Origin of the sequence: Lentzea aerocolonigenes, assembly GCF_000955955.1 — a bacterium.
GTDB classification, from domain to species: Bacteria; Actinomycetota; Actinomycetes; order Mycobacteriales; family Pseudonocardiaceae; genus Lentzea; species Lentzea aerocolonigenes_A.
In genome coordinates this window covers 1-21,038 of sequence record NZ_JYJG01000320.1, presented here as the reverse complement: position 1 = coordinate 21,038, position 21,038 = coordinate 1, and the positions used below count along the sequence as shown (strand labels likewise).

The 21,038-nt window shown below is 68.3% G+C and carries 20 protein-coding genes; 14 read left to right on the top strand and 6 right to left on the bottom strand.

The window, feature by feature from the left end; genetic code table 11:
• Positions 1-22 precede the first annotated feature (22 nt).
• The 3 genes from UK23_RS35235 to UK23_RS35225 all read right to left on the bottom strand — a co-directional run bounded on the left by UK23_RS35235 (position 23) and on the right by UK23_RS35225 (position 2,927).
• Complete coding sequence (locus UK23_RS35235) at positions 23-1,522, bottom strand: hypothetical protein (protein WP_045316074.1); 1,500 nt, start codon at positions 1,520-1,522, stop codon at positions 23-25.
• Between the two features lie 13 nt (positions 1,523-1,535).
• Positions 1,536-2,240: a hypothetical protein gene (locus UK23_RS35230; RefSeq protein WP_045316073.1), complete on the bottom strand. Its 705-nt coding sequence runs from the start codon at positions 2,238-2,240 to the stop codon at positions 1,536-1,538.
• A 96-nt stretch (positions 2,241-2,336) separates the two neighbouring features.
• A complete protein-coding gene (locus UK23_RS35225; RefSeq protein ID WP_045316072.1) occupies positions 2,337-2,927 on the bottom strand; it encodes a hypothetical protein in 591 nt (196 codons plus the stop codon).
• Positions 2,928-3,199: 272 nt separating this feature from the next.
• On the opposite strand from UK23_RS35225, the gene kdpF reads away from it, so the two are divergent.
• The 7 genes from kdpF to lysA all read left to right on the top strand — a co-directional run bounded on the left by kdpF (position 3,200) and on the right by lysA (position 9,858).
• Positions 3,200-3,298, top strand: a complete 99-nt coding sequence (gene kdpF, locus UK23_RS35220; protein WP_045316071.1) for a K(+)-transporting ATPase subunit F — start codon at positions 3,200-3,202, stop codon at positions 3,296-3,298.
• The gene (gene kdpA, locus UK23_RS35215) at positions 3,298-4,920 is read left to right on the top strand and encodes a potassium-transporting ATPase subunit KdpA (protein ID WP_045316070.1); all 1,623 of its coding nucleotides are present in this window, start codon (positions 3,298-3,300) and stop codon (positions 4,918-4,920) included. Before kdpF ends, kdpA begins: the two co-directional genes overlap by 1 nt.
• Entirely contained in the window at positions 4,917-6,875 is a 1,959-nt protein-coding gene (kdpB, locus tag UK23_RS35210) for a potassium-transporting ATPase subunit KdpB (RefSeq protein ID WP_045316069.1), read from the top strand. Before kdpA ends, kdpB begins: the two co-directional genes overlap by 4 nt.
• A 1-nt stretch (position 6,876) precedes the next feature.
• On the top strand, positions 6,877-7,407 hold the full coding sequence (locus tag UK23_RS35205) for a potassium-transporting ATPase subunit C (RefSeq protein WP_045316068.1): 531 nt from the start codon (positions 6,877-6,879) through the stop codon (positions 7,405-7,407).
• Positions 7,382-7,768 carry an ATP-binding protein gene (locus tag UK23_RS55150; RefSeq protein ID WP_082115228.1) on the top strand — a complete coding sequence of 129 codons (387 nt, stop codon included), beginning with the start codon at positions 7,382-7,384 and terminating at the stop codon, positions 7,766-7,768. The genes UK23_RS35205 and UK23_RS55150 overlap by 26 nt, the downstream gene beginning before the upstream one ends.
• The gene (locus tag UK23_RS35195; protein ID WP_045316066.1) at positions 7,765-8,442 is read left to right on the top strand and encodes a response regulator; all 678 of its coding nucleotides are present in this window, start codon (positions 7,765-7,767) and stop codon (positions 8,440-8,442) included. Before UK23_RS55150 ends, UK23_RS35195 begins: the two co-directional genes overlap by 4 nt.
• Positions 8,443-8,547: 105 nt before the next feature.
• Positions 8,548-9,858 carry a diaminopimelate decarboxylase gene (gene lysA / locus UK23_RS35190; RefSeq protein ID WP_045316065.1) on the top strand — a complete coding sequence of 437 codons (1,311 nt, stop codon included), beginning with the start codon at positions 8,548-8,550 and terminating at the stop codon, positions 9,856-9,858.
• Between the two features lie 3 nt (positions 9,859-9,861).
• Here the strand turns inward: lysA and sph are convergent, their stop codons facing one another.
• Entirely contained in the window at positions 9,862-10,785 is a 924-nt protein-coding gene (gene sph / locus UK23_RS35185) for a sphingomyelin phosphodiesterase (RefSeq protein WP_045316064.1), read from the bottom strand.
• Between the two features lie 87 nt (positions 10,786-10,872).
• Positions 10,873-11,559, bottom strand: coding sequence for a FadR/GntR family transcriptional regulator (locus UK23_RS35180; RefSeq protein ID WP_045316063.1), 687 nt, complete (start codon positions 11,557-11,559; stop codon positions 10,873-10,875).
• 77 nt (positions 11,560-11,636) lie between these two features.
• Between UK23_RS35180 and UK23_RS35175 the strand changes: the two genes are divergently transcribed.
• The 4 genes from UK23_RS35175 to UK23_RS35160 are packed head-to-tail and all read left to right on the top strand — an operon-like array spanning position 11,637 to position 16,505.
• A complete protein-coding gene (locus UK23_RS35175) occupies positions 11,637-12,899 on the top strand; it encodes an ABC transporter substrate-binding protein (protein WP_045316062.1) in 1,263 nt (420 codons plus the stop codon).
• Positions 12,863-13,738 carry a carbohydrate ABC transporter permease gene (locus UK23_RS35170; protein ID WP_196778025.1) on the top strand — a complete coding sequence of 292 codons (876 nt, stop codon included), beginning with the start codon at positions 12,863-12,865 and terminating at the stop codon, positions 13,736-13,738. Before UK23_RS35175 ends, UK23_RS35170 begins: the two co-directional genes overlap by 37 nt.
• Complete coding sequence (locus UK23_RS35165; RefSeq protein WP_045316061.1) at positions 13,738-14,559, top strand: carbohydrate ABC transporter permease; 822 nt, start codon at positions 13,738-13,740, stop codon at positions 14,557-14,559. The genes UK23_RS35170 and UK23_RS35165 overlap by 1 nt, the downstream gene beginning before the upstream one ends.
• Positions 14,556-16,505 carry an alpha-galactosidase gene (locus UK23_RS35160; RefSeq protein WP_045316060.1) on the top strand — a complete coding sequence of 650 codons (1,950 nt, stop codon included), beginning with the start codon at positions 14,556-14,558 and terminating at the stop codon, positions 16,503-16,505. The genes UK23_RS35165 and UK23_RS35160 overlap by 4 nt, the downstream gene beginning before the upstream one ends.
• Here UK23_RS35160 and UK23_RS35155 read toward each other — a convergent pair.
• Positions 16,486-17,073 carry a bifunctional 4-hydroxy-2-oxoglutarate aldolase/2-dehydro-3-deoxy-phosphogluconate aldolase gene (locus UK23_RS35155; protein ID WP_045316059.1) on the bottom strand — a complete coding sequence of 196 codons (588 nt, stop codon included), beginning with the start codon at positions 17,071-17,073 and terminating at the stop codon, positions 16,486-16,488. The genes UK23_RS35160 and UK23_RS35155 overlap by 20 nt on opposite strands.
• Positions 17,074-17,122: 49 nt before the next feature.
• Here UK23_RS35155 and UK23_RS35150 point away from each other — a divergent pair, with 49 nt between their 5' ends.
• The 3 genes from UK23_RS35150 to dgoD all read left to right on the top strand — a co-directional run.
• Positions 17,123-19,141, top strand: coding sequence for an alpha-galactosidase (locus UK23_RS35150; RefSeq protein ID WP_045316058.1), 2,019 nt, complete (start codon positions 17,123-17,125; stop codon positions 19,139-19,141).
• A 96-nt stretch (positions 19,142-19,237) separates the two neighbouring features.
• Entirely contained in the window at positions 19,238-19,915 is a 678-nt protein-coding gene (locus tag UK23_RS35145) for an SDR family NAD(P)-dependent oxidoreductase (RefSeq protein WP_045316057.1), read from the top strand.
• On the top strand, positions 19,912-21,038 hold a 1,127-nt coding region (dgoD, locus tag UK23_RS35140; protein ID WP_045316056.1), incomplete at its 3' end, for a galactonate dehydratase. The genes UK23_RS35145 and dgoD, both read left to right, overlap by 4 nt.

Here is a 21,038-nt window from a genome sequence, read left to right as displayed (position 1 = left end):
GACAGGACTTCCGGCAACGTGCTTAGATCTCGGCGGCGACTCTCCGGGCACGGTCCAGCTCCCGCTGATAACGGCCGGGGTTGCGCGCGACCAGTTCCTCGTGCAGCACAAGGGACTCGGCGATCGCGGCCTCGGCCTCTGCGCGTTCTGCCCGCAGCACACGGATGAGCGCGTGGTCCGTCAAAGCATCGGCGAGCAGGTAGGCGTACTCGTACGGGTCGCCGGCGTACCACCCGCGGTACTCGGCGACGGACTGCAGCGACGCCTCCAGCGCCACGTCGTACTGTTGCAAGTGGACAGACGCCAGCGCGAAGGTGTTGCGCGCCATGGCCTTGTCCTCGGCGTCGTCGTAGAGCTCCAGCCCCTTGGCGGCCGCCTCGGCTGCTTCGGCGTGGGCACGATGTGAGATCAGGGCGCTGGCCCGGTTGGTCCACGCCCGCGCGAGCAGCTCGCGATCGTCGTGCCTGGTGGCGAGCGCGATGGCCTCGTCGCTGGCGGCGAAGCACTCGTCGAGCCGGTCGAGGTCGTCGAACCGGCAGGAGAGGCTGCAGAGCGCGGCGGCGAGACGGAGCTCCATCTTCTTGATGGTCTCCTCCCGCTCCGTCGCCGCCGCCAGTGCGCGGTAGCGGTCGACCGACTCCTGGTGCGCCGGCAGCGAGTCCTCGTCGAACCCCAGGTCGTGCAGCCGGATGCCGTGGTTGGTCAACGCCCCGGCCAGGTTGCTGAGGTACGTCCAGTCGCGTGTCTTCTCCGCGGGCCGCCGCAGCGTCTCCACCGCGGCGGCGTGGGACGCGCGAGCCTCGTCGATCCGGCCGACGCGCTGCTGCAGGAGGCTGAGCGCGTCGAAGACGTCGTAACCCGTGGAGAACGTGTCCCGATGCTGCCAGAACGCCGCGGCCTCCGCGGCCGCGTCGATCGCCTTCTCGTACTCGCCGATCGCCTTCAACCGCCGTGCGTACTCGGACAGCCCGTGGGCCAGGGGATACCCCTCCGGCGGTCCGTTCTTGACCTTCTTCTGCCCGCGGGCGAACTCGACCGCTTCGGCCGCGGCGCGGGCGGCGTCCTCGTGCCTGCCCAGCTTGCCGAGCAGGCTGATCAGCGACGACCAGGTCCCGTTGGCGACCTCCAGGTCGTAGCCGCCCGGTCTGGCCAGTTCGAGGGCGACCGCGTGCTCCTCCTCGGCGACCGGCAACGCCTCCTCGTACCGCTCCAGTGCGACGAGACTCTTGCGCAGGGAGTCCAGTGTCCGCCGCAGGGTCACCCGGTCGGCATCGTGCCGGACGAACTCCAGAGCCTCCTGGAACATGCGCACGGCCAGGCCGTGCCAGCCCGCGTCCTGGAAGGTGTCCGCGAGGATCCTCAGCGTGGACGGCAAGGCGTCGCGCGACGGCCACGTCTCCCGCGGCGTGTCCCGCAGCTCCTCGACGACCGGGAACTGGATCCGGATGATCTTGTACGGATCCGGGTAGATGTCCACCGACGGCTGCTGCCACGTCTCTTCGCGCTGTACTCGCTCGATCACGGGCGAGTAGATATCACGCGGTGCGCACCTCGGGGACGATCTTGGACACTTCCGTCTCCGATGCGGCGGAAGCGAGCCGCTCGGCCATGGTGCCACCCGCGGGAGTGCCTGCGGGCGAAGGCATCTTGCCGAGCAGGTACCCGGCGTGGCTCACCCCGAGCAGCACCAGGAACGCGTCGGAGAACGCGGGCAGCCCGGCGATGCCGGCCGGGTTGTTCACGGCCTTGAGCGCCGAGACCGCCTGCGCGACGTAGAGGACCACCAGCAGCACGGTGACGACGAAGTTCTGGAACTTGGCCAGGTCGACGGACCTGCCCGCCGACGCGCCCTCCTCGACGGTCAACATCTCCCACAGCTTCCCGCCTTCCTTCCCCACGGGGTAGGCGGCCACCGCCTCTGGCCGGTTCGTGCTCTTCACGACCTTCACGGCCGCCGCCACGACCGCGGACGCGAGCGAGATGCCGAGCAACCGCAGCACCTGTTCCGGGATCTGGAAACCGGCCACGTCGACCTGCCCGGCCGCGAACCGCCCGAACGCCATGCCCGCGATCAGCGACAGCAGCACGACCGTCCACAACATCACCTGCAGGCGGCTCAGGCTGTACCGGCCGCGCGCGTCCCGCAGCACGCTCTGCGCGCCCAGCCTGCTCGGAATCACCACCGCGAGCAGCACGATGACGAGTGCGGACACGAGCCAAGCCCAGAACGTGGTCGCCATGGTGGTCTCCTCGTTACGCCGTTCGGACGCTGTGGCCCGTACGTCGTCGCAAGGCGACCAGGCGTTATCACACCGCGTAACGATTTGGGGGTCGATCTACCAGTCGACGACGACGCCGGCCCGTTCCGCAGGGGTGCACTTCGCGAAGTAGAGCTTCTGGCCCTCGACGTAACGGCGGTTGCGCGGATCGTCCGGATCGGACGGACTGCCGTCGCGCTTCGCCATGCGCGCCACCGACACCGCGAACTCGACGGACAGGAACACCGAGAAGTCCCAGTGCTCCACGAGCTCGTCGCGGTGCAGGAAGATCCCGTCCACCAGCAGGATCGCTTCCGGCGACGCGGTCTCGTACGGCGCGTCCACGTACTCGTCGGTCGCCAGGTCGTGGCTCGCGCGGCGGAACGGCTTCCCGGCGGCGAACGGCACGAGCAGTCGTTCGGCGAACCGCTCGTGGTCGAAGCTGTCGAGGAAGAAGCCTTCTGGCGACGTCCGGCCACGGTGCCAGCGCACCGCACGCGGGTGGTGGAAGTCGTCCACGGACGCCCGCACCACCTCACGCCCCCGCGTGCGCAGCACCACGGCCAGTTCGTCGCAGAACGTCGTCTTGCCCGCGCCGTCCACCCCGTCGACCGCGACCAGCCCGGAAGCAGGCAGCAGGTCGGCGACTTCTTCAAGCACCCCAGTCACGCCGCGACGATCTCACACCCCGTGACCGCGATAGGCCCTATCGGATGAGACCTGGGTCTCCCCGGCCTCAAGAACGCGTAAAAGCCGCCGCCAACGCCGTAAGGACGCTGTCAGGCACCGCCTGATCAGGCATTTCGTGTTGCACGCTGCCGGGCGTCATCAAGAAAACCTGTCGTTGAAGGGAGCGGCGTCATGGCCGACCTGGCCTACGCGTTGCTGCTGATCGGGAGTTTCGTCGTGCTGGGCTTGACGGTGCGCGGACTGGAGAAGTTGTGAGCACGGGACTTGTCGCGAACGCCGTCGCCGGCGTGATCGCGCTCGGGCTGATCGTCTACCTGTTCATCGCACTCATCAGGCCGGAGAAGTTCTGATGTCACCTCTCGTGGCCGGCCTGCTGCAGGTCGGCATCCTCGTCGCGGCCCTGGCGGTCGTGTACCGGCCCCTCGGCGACCACATGGCTCGGGTGTTCCAGAACAAGGGGCACTCGAAGGTCGAACTGGCCATCTACCGGTTCGCGCGCATCGACCCGAACGCCGAGCAGAAGTGGAGCACCTACGCGTACGGCGTGCTCGGCTTCTCCTTCGTGAGCGTCGTGTTCCTGTACGTCATCCAGCGGGCGCAAAGCTGGTTACCTTTCGACTTCGGCCGCGGGAACGTAGCGCCCGGCATGGCGTTCAACACGGCGATCAGCTTCGTGACCAACACGAACTGGCAGTCGTACGTGCCGGAAGCCGTGATGGGCCACGCGGTCCAGATGATCGGCCTGACCGTGCAGAACTTCGTGTCGGCGGCCGTCGGGCTCGCGGTGGCGGTGGCGTTGATCCGCGGGTTCGTCCGGCACCAGACCGACCGGCTCGGCAACTTCTGGGTCGACCTCACCCGCGGCACCATCCGCATCCTGCTGCCGATCGCGTTCGTGTTCGCACTCGTCCTCATCGCATTCGGCGTCACGATGTCGCTCAAGTCCGGTGTGGACGTCGACGGTCAGACGATCGCCAACGCACCCGTTGCCGGCCAAGAGGCCATCAAGGAGCTCGGCACCAACGGCGGCGGCGTCCTCAACGCCAACTCGGCGCACCCGTTCGAGAACCCAGGTGAGTGGACCAACCTCATCCAGATCTTCCTGATCCTGGTGATCCCGGTCGCGCTCACCCGCACGTTCGGCCGGCTCGTCGGCCAGCACAAGCAGGGGTACGTGCTGCTGAGCGTCATGGGCGTCATCTGGGCCGCGATGCTCGCGGTGATCTGGGGCGCGGAAGCCGGTGGGCTCAGGCCGTTGGAGGGCAAGGAGCTCCGTCTCGGCATCCCCGGCAGCGCGATCTTCGCCGACTCCACGACCGGCACGTCGACCGGCGCGACCAACTCGCTGCACGACAGCTACTCCGGCCTCGGTGGCGGCGGCACGTTGCTGAACATGCTGTTCGGCGAGATGACGCCCGGCGGTGTCGGCACCGGCCTCTACAGCATCCTGGTGATGGCGATCATCGCGATGTTCCTGGCGGGCCTGATGGTCGGCCGCACGCCGGAGTACCTGGGCAAGAAGCTGGGCCGCAAGGAGGTCACGGCCGCCGCGGTCTCGATCCTCGCGATGCCGACGGTGCTGCTGATCGGTGCGGGAATCGCGGCGATCCTGCCGAGCACGCAAGGCGCCCTCAACAACCCCGGCGCGCACGGGCTGTCCGAGATCCTCTACGCCTACGCGTCGGCGTCGAACAACAACGGCAGTGCGTTCGCCGGCATCACGGTCACGAACGACTGGTTCCAGTCGTCACTGGGCCTGTGCATGCTGTTCGGCCGGTTCATCCCGATCATCGCGGTGCTGGCGCTCGCCGGATCCCTTGCCGCGCAGAAGAAGGTGCCGGTCACCTCGGGCACGCTGCCCACCACCGGGCCGCTCTTCGCGACCCTGCTCACCGGCTCGATCGTCCTGGTCGCCGCGCTGACGTTCGTTCCCGCTCTCGCTCTCGGCCCCATCGCGGAGGCACTGCAGTGACCACCACACCGAGCAAACCGGGCATCGTCACCGCGATCCCGGACGCTCTCAGGAAGCTCCACCCGCGCCACCAGCTGCGCAGCCCGGTCATGTTCGTCGTCTGGGTGGGGTCGTTGCTGGTCACCGTGTTCGCGGCGACCGACCCGAGCGTGTTCACCGTCGCGGTCGCGCTGTGGCTGTGGTTCACCGTGCTCTTCGCGAACCTGGCGGAGGCCGTCGCGGAGGGCCGCGGCAAGGCCCAGGCCGACTCGTTGCGCAAGACCAAGAAGGACGCCGTCGCCAGGCTCGTGAACGGTGCCGTCGTCGCAGGAACAGAGCTGAAGGTCGGCGACCTGGTGGTCGTCGAGGCCGGTGAGGTCATCCCCGGCGACGGCGACGTCGTCGAGGGCATCGCCACCGTCGACGAGTCGGCGATCACCGGCGAGTCCGCACCCGTCATCCGCGAGTCGGGTGGCGACCGGTGTGCGGTCACCGGCGGCACGACGGTGCTGTCCGACCGGATCGTCGTGAGGATCACGACCAGGCCAGGCGAGTCCTTTGTGGACCGCATGATCGCGTTGGTCGAAGGCGCCGAACGGCAGAAGACGCCCAACGAGATCGCGCTGACGATCCTGCTCTCCACGCTGACGATCATCTTCGTGCTCGCGGTCGTGGCGCTGCAGCCGTTCGCGATCTACTCGGGCGGCGAGCAGTCCGTGGTCGTGCTGACGGCGTTGCTGGTCTGCCTGATCCCGACGACGATCGGCGCACTGCTGAGCGCCATCGGCATCGCGGGCATGGACCGGCTGGTGCAGCGCAACGTCCTCGCGACCTCGGGCAAGGCCGTCGAGGCCGCCGGTGACATCGACACGCTGCTGCTCGACAAGACCGGCACGATCACCTGGGGAAACCGGCGCGCGACCGAGTTCATCCCGGTCGGCCGGACGTCCGAGGAGACGCTCGTCGCGGCGGCCCGGCTCGCGAGCCTCGCGGACGACACCCCTGAGGGCCGCAGCATCCTGGAGCTCGCGGGCGGTCAACCCGCGAACTACCACGAGAAGACCGGCGAGTTCATCCCGTTCACCGCGCAGACCCGCATGTCCGGCGTCGACCTCGGCGACCGCAGCATCCGCAAGGGCGCGGCGTCCGCGTTCGAGCTGACCGACACGGCTCGCGAGATCGTCGACGAGATCAGCGCACAGGGCGGCACCCCGCTGGTCGTCGCGGAGAACGGACAGGTCCTCGGGATCATCCGGCTGAGCGACGTGGTGAAGCCCGGCATGAAGGAACGCTTCGCCGAGCTGCGCGCGATGGGCATCCGCACGGTCATGGTCACCGGCGACAACCCGTTGACCGCCAAGGCGATCGCGGAGGAGGCGGGCGTCGACGACTTCCTCGCCGAGGCCAAGCCCGAGGACAAGATGGCCCTGATCCGCAAGGAGCAGGAGGGCGGCCGGCTGGTCGCGATGACCGGTGACGGCACGAACGACGCCCCGGCGCTCGCCCAGGCGGACGTCGGCGTCGCGATGAACACCGGCACGTCGGCCGCGAAGGAGGCCGGCAACATGGTCGACCTCGACTCGGACCCGACCAAGCTGATCGAGATCGTGGAGATCGGCAAGCAGCTGCTGATCACGCGTGGTGCGCTGACGACGTTCTCCGTGGCGAACGACCTGGCGAAGTACTTCGCGATCCTGCCGGCGATGTTCGCGGCGATCTACCCGGCGCTGGACAAGCTCAACATCATGCGCCTGGCCACGCCGCAGTCCGCGATCCTGTCCGCGGTGATCTTCAACGCGCTGATCATCGTGGCGCTGATCCCGTTGGCTTTGAAGGGTGTCCGGTACCGGCCGTCCAGCGCGTCCGCCTTGCTGCGGCGCAACCTGCTGATCTACGGCCTCGGCGGTGTCGTCACGCCGTTCGCCGGGATCTGGCTGATCGACCTGCTCGTGCGACTCATCCCCGGGATTGGCTGACATGGAGAACTTTCTGAAGCAGTCGTGGGCGGGTCTGCGGATCCTGCTCGCCCTCACCGTGCTCCTCGGGGTGCTGTACCCCTTGTCCGTGTGGGGTGTCTCGCGGCTGCCCGGCCTGCACGCCAACGCGGAGGCGACCGACACCGCACTCGTCGCGGTCGTGCGCGAAGGCGACAAGTACTTCGTGCCGCGCCCGTCCGCCGCGACGCTGCCCGCGTCCGGTGGTTCGAACAAGGGCGAGCTCAACGAGGACTACACCAAGGTGATCGCCGAGCGTCGTGCTCAGATCGCCCAGCGGGAAGGCGTCTCCGAGGACCAGGTGCCGCAGGACGCCGTCACGGCCTCGGCTTCCGGCCTCGACCCGCACATCAGCCCGGAGTACGCGGCGTTGCAGGTGCCCCGTGTGGCGCGCGCGTCCGGGCTGTCCGTGGAGAAGGTCCGGGAGTTGGTCGCCTCCAACACTCACGGCACCTTCACCACCACCGTCAACGTGACTGCGCTGAACCGTGCCATCGACAGCGCATCCAGTTGACGGTCGCCGGGGAGAGCTGAGGATCTACCTCGGCGCCGCTCCCGGCGCCGGCAAGAACTTCGCCATGCTCGGCGAGGCACACCGGCGCCGGGAGCGCGGCACCGAAGTGGTCGTGGGGCTCGTCGAGACCCACGACCAGGTTGAGATCCGCGCGAGTCAGCACGGTTCGTTCGTCGAGCTGCGGATCGTGGACCACGGTCCCGCACTGCCCAAGAAGGCCGTGGGCGAGATCTTCGCCCGGCTGAGCGTCGCGAAGGGCTGCACCGCCGCCGTGGGCGGTGAGATCAGCGCAGAGGACACACCGGGCGGCGGGCTCACCATCGTGATCTCACTACCCGCCTACGAGGAGACATCTCCATGACGTCAGTACTGGTGGTCGATGACGAACCGCAGATCGTCCGCGCGTTGAGGATCAACCTCAGCGCGCGCGGCTACGACGTGATGACGGCCTACGACGGCAAATCCGCCCTCGGCGTGGCCGTGGAAGGCAAGCCCGACGTCGTCGTGCTGGACTTGGGCCTCCCGGACATCGACGGCGTGGACGTGATCGCGGGCCTGCGCGGCTGGTCGACCATCCCGATCATCGTCCTCTCCGCCCGAACGGACTCCGCGGCCAAAGTGGAGGCCCTGGACGCGGGCGCCGACGACTACGTCACCAAGCCGTTCGGCATGGACGAACTCCTGGCCCGCCTGCGGGCGGCCGTGCGCCGAGGTCTGGCCCGCGACGGGGGAGACCCGGTGGTCGAAACCTCGTCGTTCATCGTCGATCTGGCCGTGAAGAAGGTGCGCCGCGACGGCCGCGAAATCCACCTGACCCCGACCGAGTGGGGCCTGGTCGAGATCCTGGCCCGCAACCCAGGCCGCCTCGTCTCCCAGAAGCAGCTGCTGCAGGAGGTCTGGGGACCGATGCACGTCAACGAGTCCCAGTACCTCCGCGTCTACTTCGCCCAGCTCCGCCGCAAACTGGAAGCCGACCCGGCCCACCCCCGGCACCTGATCACCGAGCCGGGCATGGGTTACCGCCTGGAGCTATGACCTGGGCCACCGCGCTCGTCAGGATCGCGTCAAGGTGGGCCTCCCGCGTGTCAGGGTCTCGTCCGAGGCCTGGGAAAGCTCGATCGGCAGGCGTGCACTTGATCCATGACACTCGCGGAGTTGCTGCCCAGCATCGGATGCGCCACCGAGCCGGTGCTGGAAGAGGGCCTGTGGCCGGACGGAACCCACCTGTCCGGCGCGGACCTCGTCATCGGTGGAATCCCGGTCACGCGTCTCGCCGCCCAGTTCGGCACACCGTGCCAGGTCCTGGACGTCGAAACGGTTCGACGCCGCGCCCGGTCGTTCGTCGAAACGCTTCCGGACGCCGAGGTCGTGTTCGCGGGCAAGTCGCTGCCCTGCCCCGAGGTCTACCGCTGGATGGCGGCTGAGGGTTTGTCGTTGGACGTGTCCTCAGCGGGTGAGCTCGCCCTCGCGAAAGCCGCCGGGTTCCCCGCCTCGCGAATCGTCATGCACGGCAACGTGAAGACCGCCGAGGACCTCAAAGCAGCCCTGGCGTACGGCGTCTCGCGGATCGTCGTCGACTCGCTGGACGAGATCGCCCAGCTCGGCGCACTGGCCCGCCACGGCCAGCAGGTCATGATCCGCGTGACGCCCGGCGTGGACGCCCACACCCACGCCGCCATCGCAACCGGCGTGGAAGACCAGAAGTTCGGCTTCTCGCTGGCTTCCGGCGCGGCCCTGGAGGCGATTCTGCGAGTGGTCGAGCAGCCTTCGCTTCGGCTGACCGGCCTGCACTGCCACATCGGCTCCCAGGTCCGCCACGTCGCGTCCTACGAGGAAGCCGTCCGCCGCATGGTGAGCCTGATCGCCTCCTGTGGCGTCCGCATCGAGCAGCTCGACCTCGGTGGCGGCTTCTGCGCCCCCTATCTGCCCGGCGAGTCCTCGTTCGACCTCTTCGGCTTCGCTCAACGACTTCGTGGCACCCTCAACTACGAGTGCGCGCTACACCGCGTGCCAGTCCCACGTGTTCTGATCGAGCCGGGCCGATCGATCGTCGCGAACGCCGGAGTGACCCTGTACCGGGTCTGCGCGGTCAAGCGCGGCGCCCGGACCTTCGTGGCCGTGGACGGCGGTATGAGCGACAACCCACGGCCTGCGTTGTACGGCGCCAAGTACGTCGTCCGCCTGGTGGGCCGAGGCGGCAAACCGCAGCCGGTGACCGTGGTGGGCAGGCACTGCGAGGCAGGCGACGTACTGGCCGAGGACGTGCCGCTACCGTCCGACGTGCACGCGGGCGACCTCCTGGCCGTACCTGTGACAGGCGCGTACCACCACGCCCTGGCCTCGAACTACAACCAGGTCTGCCGCCCACCCGTCATCGCCGTGAACAACGGCGTTGCCCGGCCCGTCGTGCGCCGCGAAACCGAGGAGGACCTGCTGCGCCGCTACGTCTGACGCTCAGCCGGCGAACACGGGGTAGTGGTCGGACAGATCGGTGTAGGTGTACTTGCGCCCCCACGAGCTGATCGACCACTCAGGACTCTTCACCCGCCGTGTCTCGTTGCGCAACACCGGTCCCTGGACCGTCAGCACGTAGTCGAGGTGCTCCGACGCGTACTGCGGCCCGTACTGGTCGCGGCAGATGCTGTTGTCCGCGCAGTCCCACGAGAACGGATGCCCGCCGATCTCGGGAGAAGCAGCCCCCAGTTCGGCGACCATCCGCGGGAACTCGTCAGAAGCCTTCACGACGTTCATGTCGCCCGCCACGTACACCGGCTCGGACGCGGGGATGTTGCGAGCGGCCAGGAACGACCTGATCTCGGCACGCTGCGTCGCCCGGTACCCGGCGGGAGCCGAAGTGCAGGCCGAGTCCTCCGCCTGCATGTGGGTGCCGATCACGTGGATCGGCCCGGACGGCGCGTCGATCCGCACGTACGCGAACCCCTTGTTGGAGAACCAGTCCGCGCCGCACGCGTCGTGGTAGACGTGCTGCACCCGAGTCGTGATCGGCCACCGGCTCAGCACCGCGACCCCGCCGTCCTCCGGCGTCGACGAACTGTAGGCGCCCGAGGTCTGGTCCCACCCGGCGGTGCTGCGGCCCAGCACCGGCGTCTGGTTCGGATAGGTGTCGCGGAGGTTCGCCAGCAACCGGTCCGAGGCGGCGTTGTCGAAGGCCTCGTTCAGCACCACGACGTCCTGGCCGGCGAACACCCCGGTGCTGTCGATCAGGTCGGCGCGCTGAAGCTGTCCCCAGTTCGGATACAGGTTCCGCGACAGCATGAACACGTTGTAGGTGGCGATCTTCGGAGCGGCCGGGGCGGCGACCGCGGGGGCGGCCGAGATCGTCAGCACGACGGCGGCGGCGAGCGTGATCAGGCGCATGAGCCCCGATGGTGAAGGACATGAATGTCTTTCACAACCGCTGGGGCATGGCCCGATGGTGTCGTATCGATCAAGTGTCGATGAACCTCAGCGCAGGCGGTCCAGGTCCGCACCTGACTTGTCGACCAGCGCGCGCATCGCCTCGTAGGCCGCTTCCGGGTCACGCGCCGCGATCGCGTCCAGCACCGCGCGATGTGACGGCACCGGGTCGTCGTCCACGTTGCCGTGCACGAGCTTGTCCCGCTCGGCGAGCCCGATCGCGATGATCCGCTCGACCTGCGTCAGGAACGCGTTGTGCGTCGCCGCCATGAGCAGCCGGTGGAACTCCAGGTCCGCCCGGACGGTCGCGGCCAGGTCGCGCGCCGACGCCATCCGCTCCACGGCCCCGCCCAGAGCCTCGATGTCCGCGTCCGACGCGCGCTCGGCGGCCAGGCGAGCCGCGGCCGGTTCGACGATCACCCGCATCTCGGTCAGCTCGTCGAACAGGCCGTGGTCGGCGCCGGCCTCCGTCTGCCAGCGCATCACATCGGTGTCCAGCAGGTTCCACGACGAGCGTGGCTGCACGAACGTTCCGCGCTTCTGCCGCGCGTCGATGATGCCCTTGGCGGACAACACCTTCAGGGCCTCGCGCAACGCCGTCAGCGACACGTCGAGCTCCTCGCGCAACGCCGGGAGATCGAGGGTGTCGCCCTCGCCGATCTCGCCGGCGAGGATCCGGCCCGCCAGTGCCTCGACGGTCTGGCCGTGCACGCCCCGCAGCCGCTTCTCGCTCATGGGGCCAGATCATACGGCACATCATAAATTATGAATTATTCTTGACTTGATCATGGTCGCGGCGCAGTCTGTCCGCCATGGACAGGCGTCACTTCCTCCGCGTCACCGCCGCCGCGGGCGCTGGTTTGCTGGTCAGCGGCACAGCATCCTGCGCCACGTCGGCGTCTTCCGGCCCGGTCGCCCAGACCGCGGGCACGGCCACGATCCAGTCGAACCTCTCGGCGCCCGCGGCTAAAGCGGCGATCGACGCACTGGTGAAGGCGTTCAACGACAGGAAGGGCTCGCAGGTCTCGGTCAACACCGTGGCCTCGGAGACCTTCCGCACCCAGCTGCCGAGCTACCTCACCTCGGCCAACCCGCCCGACCTCTTCACCTGGTACCCCGGCGCACTGCTCACCGGGTACGAGAAGAAGGGCCTGCTGCTCGACGTCAGCGACGTCTGGCAGACCATGGGCGACTACCCGCAGGCGTTCAAGACGTTGAGCGGCAAGGTGTTCGTGCCGACCACCACCTATTGGTGGTCGTTCTTCTACCGCAAGTCGAACTTCGCCAGGTGGGGTGTCACCCCGCCGAACAACTGGACCGAGTTCGTCGAGCTGTGCAAGACGCTGCAGGGCAAGGGCGTCATCCCGCTCGGCATGGGCGCGGGCTCCGACTCGCCGTGGACCGCGTCCGCCTGGTTCGACTACTTCAACATCCGGATCAACGGCGCGCCGTTCCACCGCGAGCTGCTCGCGGGCAGGCAGCGGTTCGACGACCCGAAGGTGAAGGCGATCTTCACGCCGTGGCGCGAGATCCTGCCCTACACCGACCCGAACGGCACCGCGATCGGCTTCCAGGAGGCCACGACCGCGATGCTGCAGGGCCGCACCGCCATGTTCCTCACCGGCGCCTTCTTCGCCGACGCCGCCCCGAAGGACGCGCTGGAGGACATCGACTTCTTCCGGTTCCCGATCATCGACCCGAAGGTGCCGCTGGCGGAGGAGGGCCCGACCGACGGCTTCTTCGCGAGCTCGAAGTCCCCGCACGTCAAGGAGCTCAAGGAGTTCCTGACCTACGCGGCGACGGTGGAGGGCCAGGAGGTCTACATCAAGAACTCCTCGGGCACGATCCTGCCGACCCACCCGAAGGCCAAGGACTCCGGCACCGCGCTCGTCAAGAAGGGCCGCAAGCACCTCGAGGAGGCCGCGGAGATCACCCAGTTCTTCAACCGCGACTCCAGCGACGCCCTGCAGCCCACCGCGGACGCCGCGCTGGTCAAGTTCCTGCAACAGCCCGACCAGCTGGACACGATCCTCACGACGTGGCAGAAGGCCGCCGAGCAGGTGTGGTCGAGCTGACCATGCCCAGGAGTCTCAGCAGGGTACCCCCGATCCTGCTCCTGTTCGTCCTCGTACCGTTGCTGGTGGAGGGATTCTGGGTCTTCTGGCCCGCGCTGCAGGGTTTCTGGCTCGCGCTGACGAACTGGGACGGTGTCTCGCCGCCCCAGTTCGTCGGGCTCGACAACTACGCCAGGATGATCGACGACCCGGTTTTCCACACGGCCGTCACCAACACCGCGATCTGGCTCGTGCTCTTCGGCGGGCTGTCCGCGGTCGGCGGCCTCGGGATGGCCGTGCTGCTGCAGAAGGAACGCCGCGGTGTCGGGTTCTACCGGGCGGCGCTGTTCGTGCCGGTGGTGTTCTCGCTGGTGGCGACCTCGCTGATCTGGCAGGTGCTCTACCAGCCGGGCGGGATCTTCGACAGCAGTCCGCTCGCTGACCCGGACACCGCCATCTACGCGGTGCTGGTTCCGGCGCTGTGGCGGCAGGTCGGGTACGTGATGGTGCTGTACCTGGCCGGCCTCAAGGGCATCGACCCCGGGCTGTACGAGGCGGCCACTTTGGACGGTGCCACCGCGTGGCAGAAGTTCCGGCACATCACCTGGCCGCAGCTCAGCTCGGTCAACTCGGTGGTGCTGTCGGTGATCGTGATCGACTCGCTGCGGTCGTTCGACGTGGTGTGGTCGATGACGCGCGGCGGGCCCTACCACTCGTCCGAGCTGCTCAGCACGTACATGTACTCGACCGCGTTCCAGTCGCTGAAGCTCGGTTACGCCTCCGCGCTGGCGGTCGTGATCTTCGTGCTGGCGTTCGGCGTGATCGTGACCTACCTCGTCCGCGCGTTCCGGGAGAACTGATGCGCAGCAGTACTTCTGGCCGACTCTTCCACGCCGTGGCGGGCACGATCTCCGTGCTGTGGCTGTTGCCGATCGCCGCGGTGATCATCACTGCTCTTCGCTCGTTCGACGACATCGCCGCCAACGGCTTGGCCGCTGTGCCGCAGTCCTTCACCTTCGCCGGGTTCGGCGACGCGTGGACCAACGGCGGTGCGGGCGCCATGTGGAACAGCGTGCTGGTCACGGTTCCCACGGTGTTCCTGTCGCTGGCTCTGAGCTCGGCGGCGGCTTACGCGTTGAGCCGCTTCGAGATCCCCGGCCGGCGCACGATCATCCTGCTGATGCTGGCCGGAAACCTGTTGCCACCGCAGATCCTGCTCGTGCCGGTGTCGAAGCTGACCGAGCTGCTCGGCATCTACGACACCCTGATCGCGCTGATCGTGGTGCAGGTCGGGTTCGGGCTCGGCTTCTACACGTTCGTGCTGCAGGGCTTCATGCGCGCCATGCCGAACGAGGTGCAGGAGGCGGCGACCATCGACGGTGCCGGTCCGGTGCAGATCTTCTGGCGGATCGTGCTGCCGATGACCCGGCCCGCTCTGGCCGCTCTCGCGGCTCTGGCGTTCACCTGGATCTTCAACGACCTGCTGTGGGCGATCACGGTGCTGCGGTCGTCGTCAGTCATGCCGGTGACACCGGCGTTGTTGGCGTTGCAGGGCCAATATGTCTCCAACTGGAACGTCATCGCGGCGGGCTCGGTGATCGCGGCCGTCCCAACGGTGGCGGTGTTCCTGCGGTTCCAACGGCACTTCATCTCCGGACTCGCGGTGGGAGCGGTCAAATGACCTGGACGCTGAGGATGGCCACCACCTCCTACACGGTGGCGGTCGAACCCGGTGGTCGTTGGGCCGAGCTGGTGGCGTGGGGTCCGCACGGAGTCGAGGCCGGGCCGTCACCGCTCAAGAACCTCGGCGAGATCCACTTCATCACCGAGGCCGACGCGGCACCGGTCGAGTACGTGCCGCGCGGGCAACGTCCGTTCACCGGCGCTGACCTGGAGCTTCCTGGCGATTCGTGGTTCACGTTCGACGGCTGTGCCGAATCCGGCGGGGTGCTGCGGCTGGCGTTCGCCGACGAGGTCGCCGGACTCCGCGCCGTGCTCTGCTACCGCCCTGAAACGGCCGTGGACGTGCTCAGCCGGTGGGTCGAGCTCACCAACACGTCGGACCAGGCCCTTCACCTCGATCGAATCGGCTCGGCGGGCGTGTGCCTGCCGGCCGGCAACCCACGACTGTCCTTTCTGCACGGTGAGTGGGCCCGCGAGTTCCAGCTGGATCACGTGACCCTTCCGGCGGGCGGATTCCGAATCGGCAGCTCCTACGGCGTTCCCGGGCACAATTACGCGCCCTGGTTGTCCGTGGACGACACGTGGGGCGTGTCGCTGGCGTGGTCCGGTTCCTGGGAGATCACGGCCGAGGTCGAGCCGTCCGGGCTCACGCGCGTGCGTGCCGGGATGCTCGGCCCGGTCGTGGTCCAGCCTGGGGAGACGTTCACAACGCCCGAGGTCGCGCTGGCGTACGGCGTGGACGGCCTCGCGCAGGTCTGGCACGCCTACGACCGGCTGCGTTCCAGGCCTGCTCGCAAGCCCGTCCTCTACAACTCGTGGGAGGCAACGGGCTTCGAGGTCTCGCTCCCGAAGCAACGCGAGCTGGCCGCGGTCGCCGCCGAGATCGGGGTCGAGCTGTTCGTGGTCGACGACGGCTGGTTCGTGGGCCGCCACGACGACACCGGCGGCCTCGGCGACTGGTACCCGGAGTCACCGGACTTCGGCGCGTTCGTCGACGACGTGCGGGGGATGGGCCTGGAGTTCGGGTTGTGGGTCGAACCGGAGTGCGTCAGCCCGAAGTCGCAGCTCTACGCCGAGCACCCGGACTGGGTGTATCGGCTGCCAGGTCGTGAGCCCACGCTGATCCGCAACCAGCTGCTGCTCAACCTGGGCCTGCCCGAGGTCTACGAGTTCGTGGTGTCCACTCTGGACCGGCTGCTGACCGACTACCGGATCAGCTACCTCAAGTGGGACATGAACCGCCCTGCCACCGAACGCGCGGGCTCGTTGGACAACGCCCACGTCCGCAACTACTGGCGCGTGCTCGACCATCTGCGTTCGAAACACCCGCACGTGCTGGTCGAAGGCTGCGCGGGCGGTGGTGGCCGGACCGACCTGGCGACCACTGGCCGCGTGGACGTGGTGTGGCCCAGCGACAACACCGCTCCGCTGGACCGCCTGCAGATCCAGCACGGGTTCCTGCACATGCACGCCCCGCACCTGATGTCGTCGTGGGTGACCGACGCACCCGGCATGTTCGACGTCCGCCCGCGCTCGCTGAAGTTCCGCTTCGTGCTCGCGATGGCAGGCGTGCTGGGCATCGGCGCGGACGTCCGGCACTGGTCGCAGGACGAACGCGAAGAAGCCGCCGTCCTCATCAAGCGGTACAAGGACATCCGCGAGGTCATCCACAGCGGTGAGGTGCACCTGCTGAACGACGCGATCCAGTACTCGGCTCCGGACCGCGTTGCCGTGCTGGCCTGGAACACCGGGACGCTCACGGGCGTGCCGACGGTGCCAGGCCGGTCCTCACGGGTGAAGCTGAGGGGATTGGCGGCCCAGTCCTATGTGGACGAGGACGGGGAGGTTTACTCGGCAGCGCATCTGGTTCATGTCGGGTTGCCGCTGAGCTGGTCGCCCGTGAACGACGCCGAAGTGGTCGTGCTCAGGCCAACAGCTTCCTGATCTCGTCGAGGGGCGTGCGGGAGAGGGCCGACCCGACCCCGCACGCCACCGCCCCTGCGGCAAGCCAGTTCGGCACGTCCGCCGGTGCCACCCCACCCGTCGGCACCAGTGGCGCGTACGGCAGGACAGCGAGCACGTCCTTGACCCACTGAGGCGTCGGTGCGGGGAACACCTTCACCGCGTCCGCGCCCATCTCCATCGCCTGAACTACCTCGGAAACCGTTCCAGCGCCTGGAAGCACGGCGGCGCCGTACCGATGACCGGCCCGTATCACCGACAGCTCGAGGTTGGGCGCGACCAGGAACTGCGCCCCAGCCCGCACCGCGGCCACCGCGGAAGCTTCGTCCAGCACGGACCCCGCGCCGATCACGGCGTCCGGATAGGACTCCCGGAGGTGCTGGATCGCCTCCGGTGCCTGAGGGTTCGTCAGCGGGAGCTCCAGCGACGTCAAACCCGCCTCCAGCAATGGAATGGCGGCCTTGACGGCGGAGTCGGCGTCCTGCGTGCGGATGATCGCGATGATGCCCTGCCGCACGACTGCCTGGGTGATTTCGTAGCGGTAGCTCACGCCGTCAGACTACTACACATAAATTAGGAATTATTGTAGGCTCCCTCGCATGTCCGTTCGCAGAGTCGCGTTGGCCATCGCCTTGATGTCCTTAGTTGCGTCGCCCGCCGCGTATGCCGGTGACGACCAGGGAGCGCCCACTTACTACGACAGTGGTGCCGCCAGGACCCCGTACATGGGGTGGAACACGTACTTCGGCCTCGGTGCGCCGAACGAGAAGGACATCCGCAGCGTGGCGGACCATCTCGTGACCAGTGGCCTGCGCGACGCGGGCTACGACATCGTGTGGATCGACGGCGGCTGGAACGCGCCGACTCCACGTGACGGCGCGGGAAACCTCGTCGAGGACCCCGCGAAGTTCCCCGGCGGCTTCCCGAAGCTCGTCCGAGATCTGCACGCCAAGGGTCTGAAAGCCGGTATCTACACCGACGCGGGCCCGTCCGACGGTGAGCACTGCGCGGCCGGCAGCGGTGGCGGCTACTACGAGAAGGACGCGAAGCGGTTCGCGGACTGGAAGTTCGACGCCATCAAGATCGACTTCCTGTGCGGGATCTTCGCGAACCTCAAGCCCGCACAGGCGTTCGCGGACTTCAGCAGGGCCGTGCAGAAGGCTGGCCGACCGATGATCCTCAACCTGTGCAACCCGGTCACCGACGAGTGGGGCGTCCCGCACACGCCGGACCAGGTCGCGGGCATCTCGTACACCTTCGGCCCGCTGTACGCCGACTCGTGGCGCACCAGCACCGACGTCGCGTTCGGCACGCCGTACGAGGGCATCTGGCGTGACGTCCTGCGCAACATGGACCGCAACGCCTACCACCCCGAGTCGCAGGGCCCCGGTCACTACAACGACCCGGACTACCTGATCCCGATGCGCAAGACGCAGCAGGGCACCTATGAGCTGAACGAGGAGGAGTCCACCTCGCAGTTCGTGATGTGGGCCCAGATGTCCTCGCCGCTCATCATCGGCTCGGACCCGCGCACCCTGCCGCCGTCGATGATCAGCACGCTCAAGAACCCCGAGATCCTCGCCGTCAACCAGGACCCCCTGGCCATCCAGGGCGTGCGCGTCGCGTCGACCGGTGACACCGACACCTACAGCAAGGTGTTGTCCCGCAAGGGCGAGCGCTCGGTCGTGCTGCTCAACCGCCGCGACGTCCCGGCCGAGATGACGGTGGACTTCGCCGACGCCGGTCTCAAGGGTGACGTGAAGGTCCGCGACCTGCGGGCACGCGCCGACCGCGGCACGGTGGCCGACAAGTACACGGTCACGGTCCCCGCGCACGGCACTGCGATGTTCAAGCTGCGCGGGACCGACCTCGTGCCCGGTGAGGCTGTCGGCGACAACGCCACCGCGTCCCCCGCGATCGCCCGCATCGGCGACGAGGCGCTCGTCTTCGAACGCAGCACCGGTGGCGAGCTGAAGATGCTGCGTGGCGGCAAGTGGTCCAGCCTGGGCAAGTCGATCCAGGGCCAGCCGGCTGTGCGCACGGTGGGCTCGGACGTCGAGGTCACGGTTCGCGGCAACGACAACCGGGCCTGGCAGCGCACCCTCCACAACGGACGGTGGAACGACTGGAAGCCGATCGGTGGCAAGCTCACCGACGCGCCGACCGTCTCAGCTGACGGCACGGTTGTCGTGCGGGGTGACGACGGCAAGGTCTGGCAGTACAAGTCCGGCACCTGGTCGTCCTTGGGCGCTCCCGGTGACGCCCCGATCTACGGCCGCCCGAGCGTGGCCGGCGGGTACGTGGCCGTGCGGACCGCGGACGACAGCGTCTGGGTGAGGCCGGTCGGCTCAGGCGAATGGACGTCACTCGGTGGCGTGATCTCCGGCAGCCCGACGATGGTCGAGTACCAGGACCGGATCTACCTGTTCGCGCGGGCCAGCGACTACACGCTCTGGCAGGTCAACCGCACGGACGGCGCCTGGGGCGGCTGGTTCAAGCGCGGCGAGTTCCCGAGCAACTCGCTCGTCGGCGCCGTCGGTGCTACTGCTGGACCCGACGGCTCCGCGTGGACAGTGGTGCGCGGGCCGGACAACAAGGTCTACCGGCAGCGTCTCTAGGGCAAACCTGCACGCCGTGCACGTTTGCGATGAAGGGTCCCCTCATGCACCCCAGGTTTATGAAGGTGCCCTTCATCAAGATCCTCTAGGAGTGGCATGAAGTGCGCGGTGGTGTCGGGTGCGGCAGCGGGAATCGGTGCCGCCACGGCACAGCACCTGACCGACAACGGGTACCGGGTGATCGGCGTCGACATCACCGGTGACGTCGCGGTGAAAGGCGACGTCAGCGATCCGGAGACGTGGCGACGGGCCGTGGAGCTGACCGACGGCGTGGACGCGTTGGTGAGCAACGCGTTCACGGTGCAGGTCAAGCCTCTCGACCAGACCACGCCCGCCGAGTGGGAACGCCAGCTGGCGGTCAACCTCGGCGGCGCGTTCCACGGCCTCCAGGCCTGCCTGCCGTCGTTGCGGGAGAAGCGCGGCTCGGTGGTGCTGGTGTCGTCGGTGCACGCGCACTTCGGCATCCCGGGACACGGCGCGTACGCGGCCTCGAAGGGCGGGCTGGTGGCACTCACCCGCCAGCTCGCCGTCGAGTACGCACCTGAGGTCCGGGTCAACGCGGTGCTTCCCGGTCCCGTGCTCACCGCGGCATGGGACCGGGTGTCAGTGCAGGATCGGGAACGCAGTGCCCGATCCACCCCGGCCGGCCGCCTCGGCGACCCGGCCGAGGTGGCCTCGGTGATCGGTTTTCTGTTGTCTCCGGGGGCGTCTTTCGTGACGGGCGCGGAGATTCTGGTCGACGGCGGCTGGTCCGCAGCGAAGGACTCTTCATGAAGGTGACAGCGGTCGAGACGTTCCTGGTCGAGCCCCGCTGGTTGTTCCTGAAGGTGAGCACGGACGAGGGGGTGACCGGCTGGGGTGAGCCGGTGGTGGAGGGCAGGGCCGAGACGGTCCGCGCGGCCGTCCACGAGCTTTCCGAGCTGGTCATCGGCCAGGACCCGCTGCGCGTGGAGGACATGTGGCAGGTCCTGCGCCGAGGTGGTTTCTACCGCGGCGGCCCGGTGTTGTCGTCGGCGCTCTCCGGCTACGACCACGCGTTGTGGGACATCGCGGGCAAAGCACGCGGTCTGCCCGTGCACGAACTGCTGGGCGGCCCGGTTCGCGACCGTGTCCGCACCTACTCGTGGGTGGGCGGCGACCGGCCGGACGGTGTGTTCGACGCGGTGGCGGAGCAGGTCGCGCAGGGCTTCTCGGCGGTGAAGATGAACGCCACGGCCGAGATGCGTCCGATCGCCTCACCCGCGGAGGCTCATGCCGTGCTGGAACGGGCGAAGCAGGCCCGTGAGGCGTTAGGGCCCGACCGCGAGCTGGCGATCGACTTCCACGGCCGCGTTTCCCCTGCCATGGCACGACGTCTGGTCCGCATGCTCGAAGAGGTGCAGCCGATGTTCGTCGAGGAACCGGTGCTGCCCGAACTGCCGGCCGAGGTGCTGGCGTCGGTGGTGCAGGCGTCGACCGTGCCGATCGCGACGGGGGAGCGGCTGTTCTCGCGCTGGGAGTTCAAGCCGGTGCTGGACGCGGGCGTGGCGGTCGTGCAGCCCGACCCGTCGCACGCAGGCGGCATCTCCGAACTGCGCCGGATCGGTTCGCTGGCCGAGATCTACGGCGCTTCGATCGCGCCCCACTGTCCACTCGGGCCGATCTCACTGGCGGCGTCGCTGCAGGTCGCGTTCAGCACGCCGAACTTCCTGATCCAGGAACAGAGCGTGGGCATGCACTACAACGGCACCGACCCCACTTACTTGATCGACATGGCGCCGGTGCGGGTCGTCGACGGCTGGATCGCGCGGCCGACCGGGCCCGGGCTGGGCGTGGAGGTCGACGAGGCGGCGGTGCGCCGCGCAGCCGAGATCGGGCACTCGTGGCGGTCGCCGATCTGGCGCCACGACGACGGCAG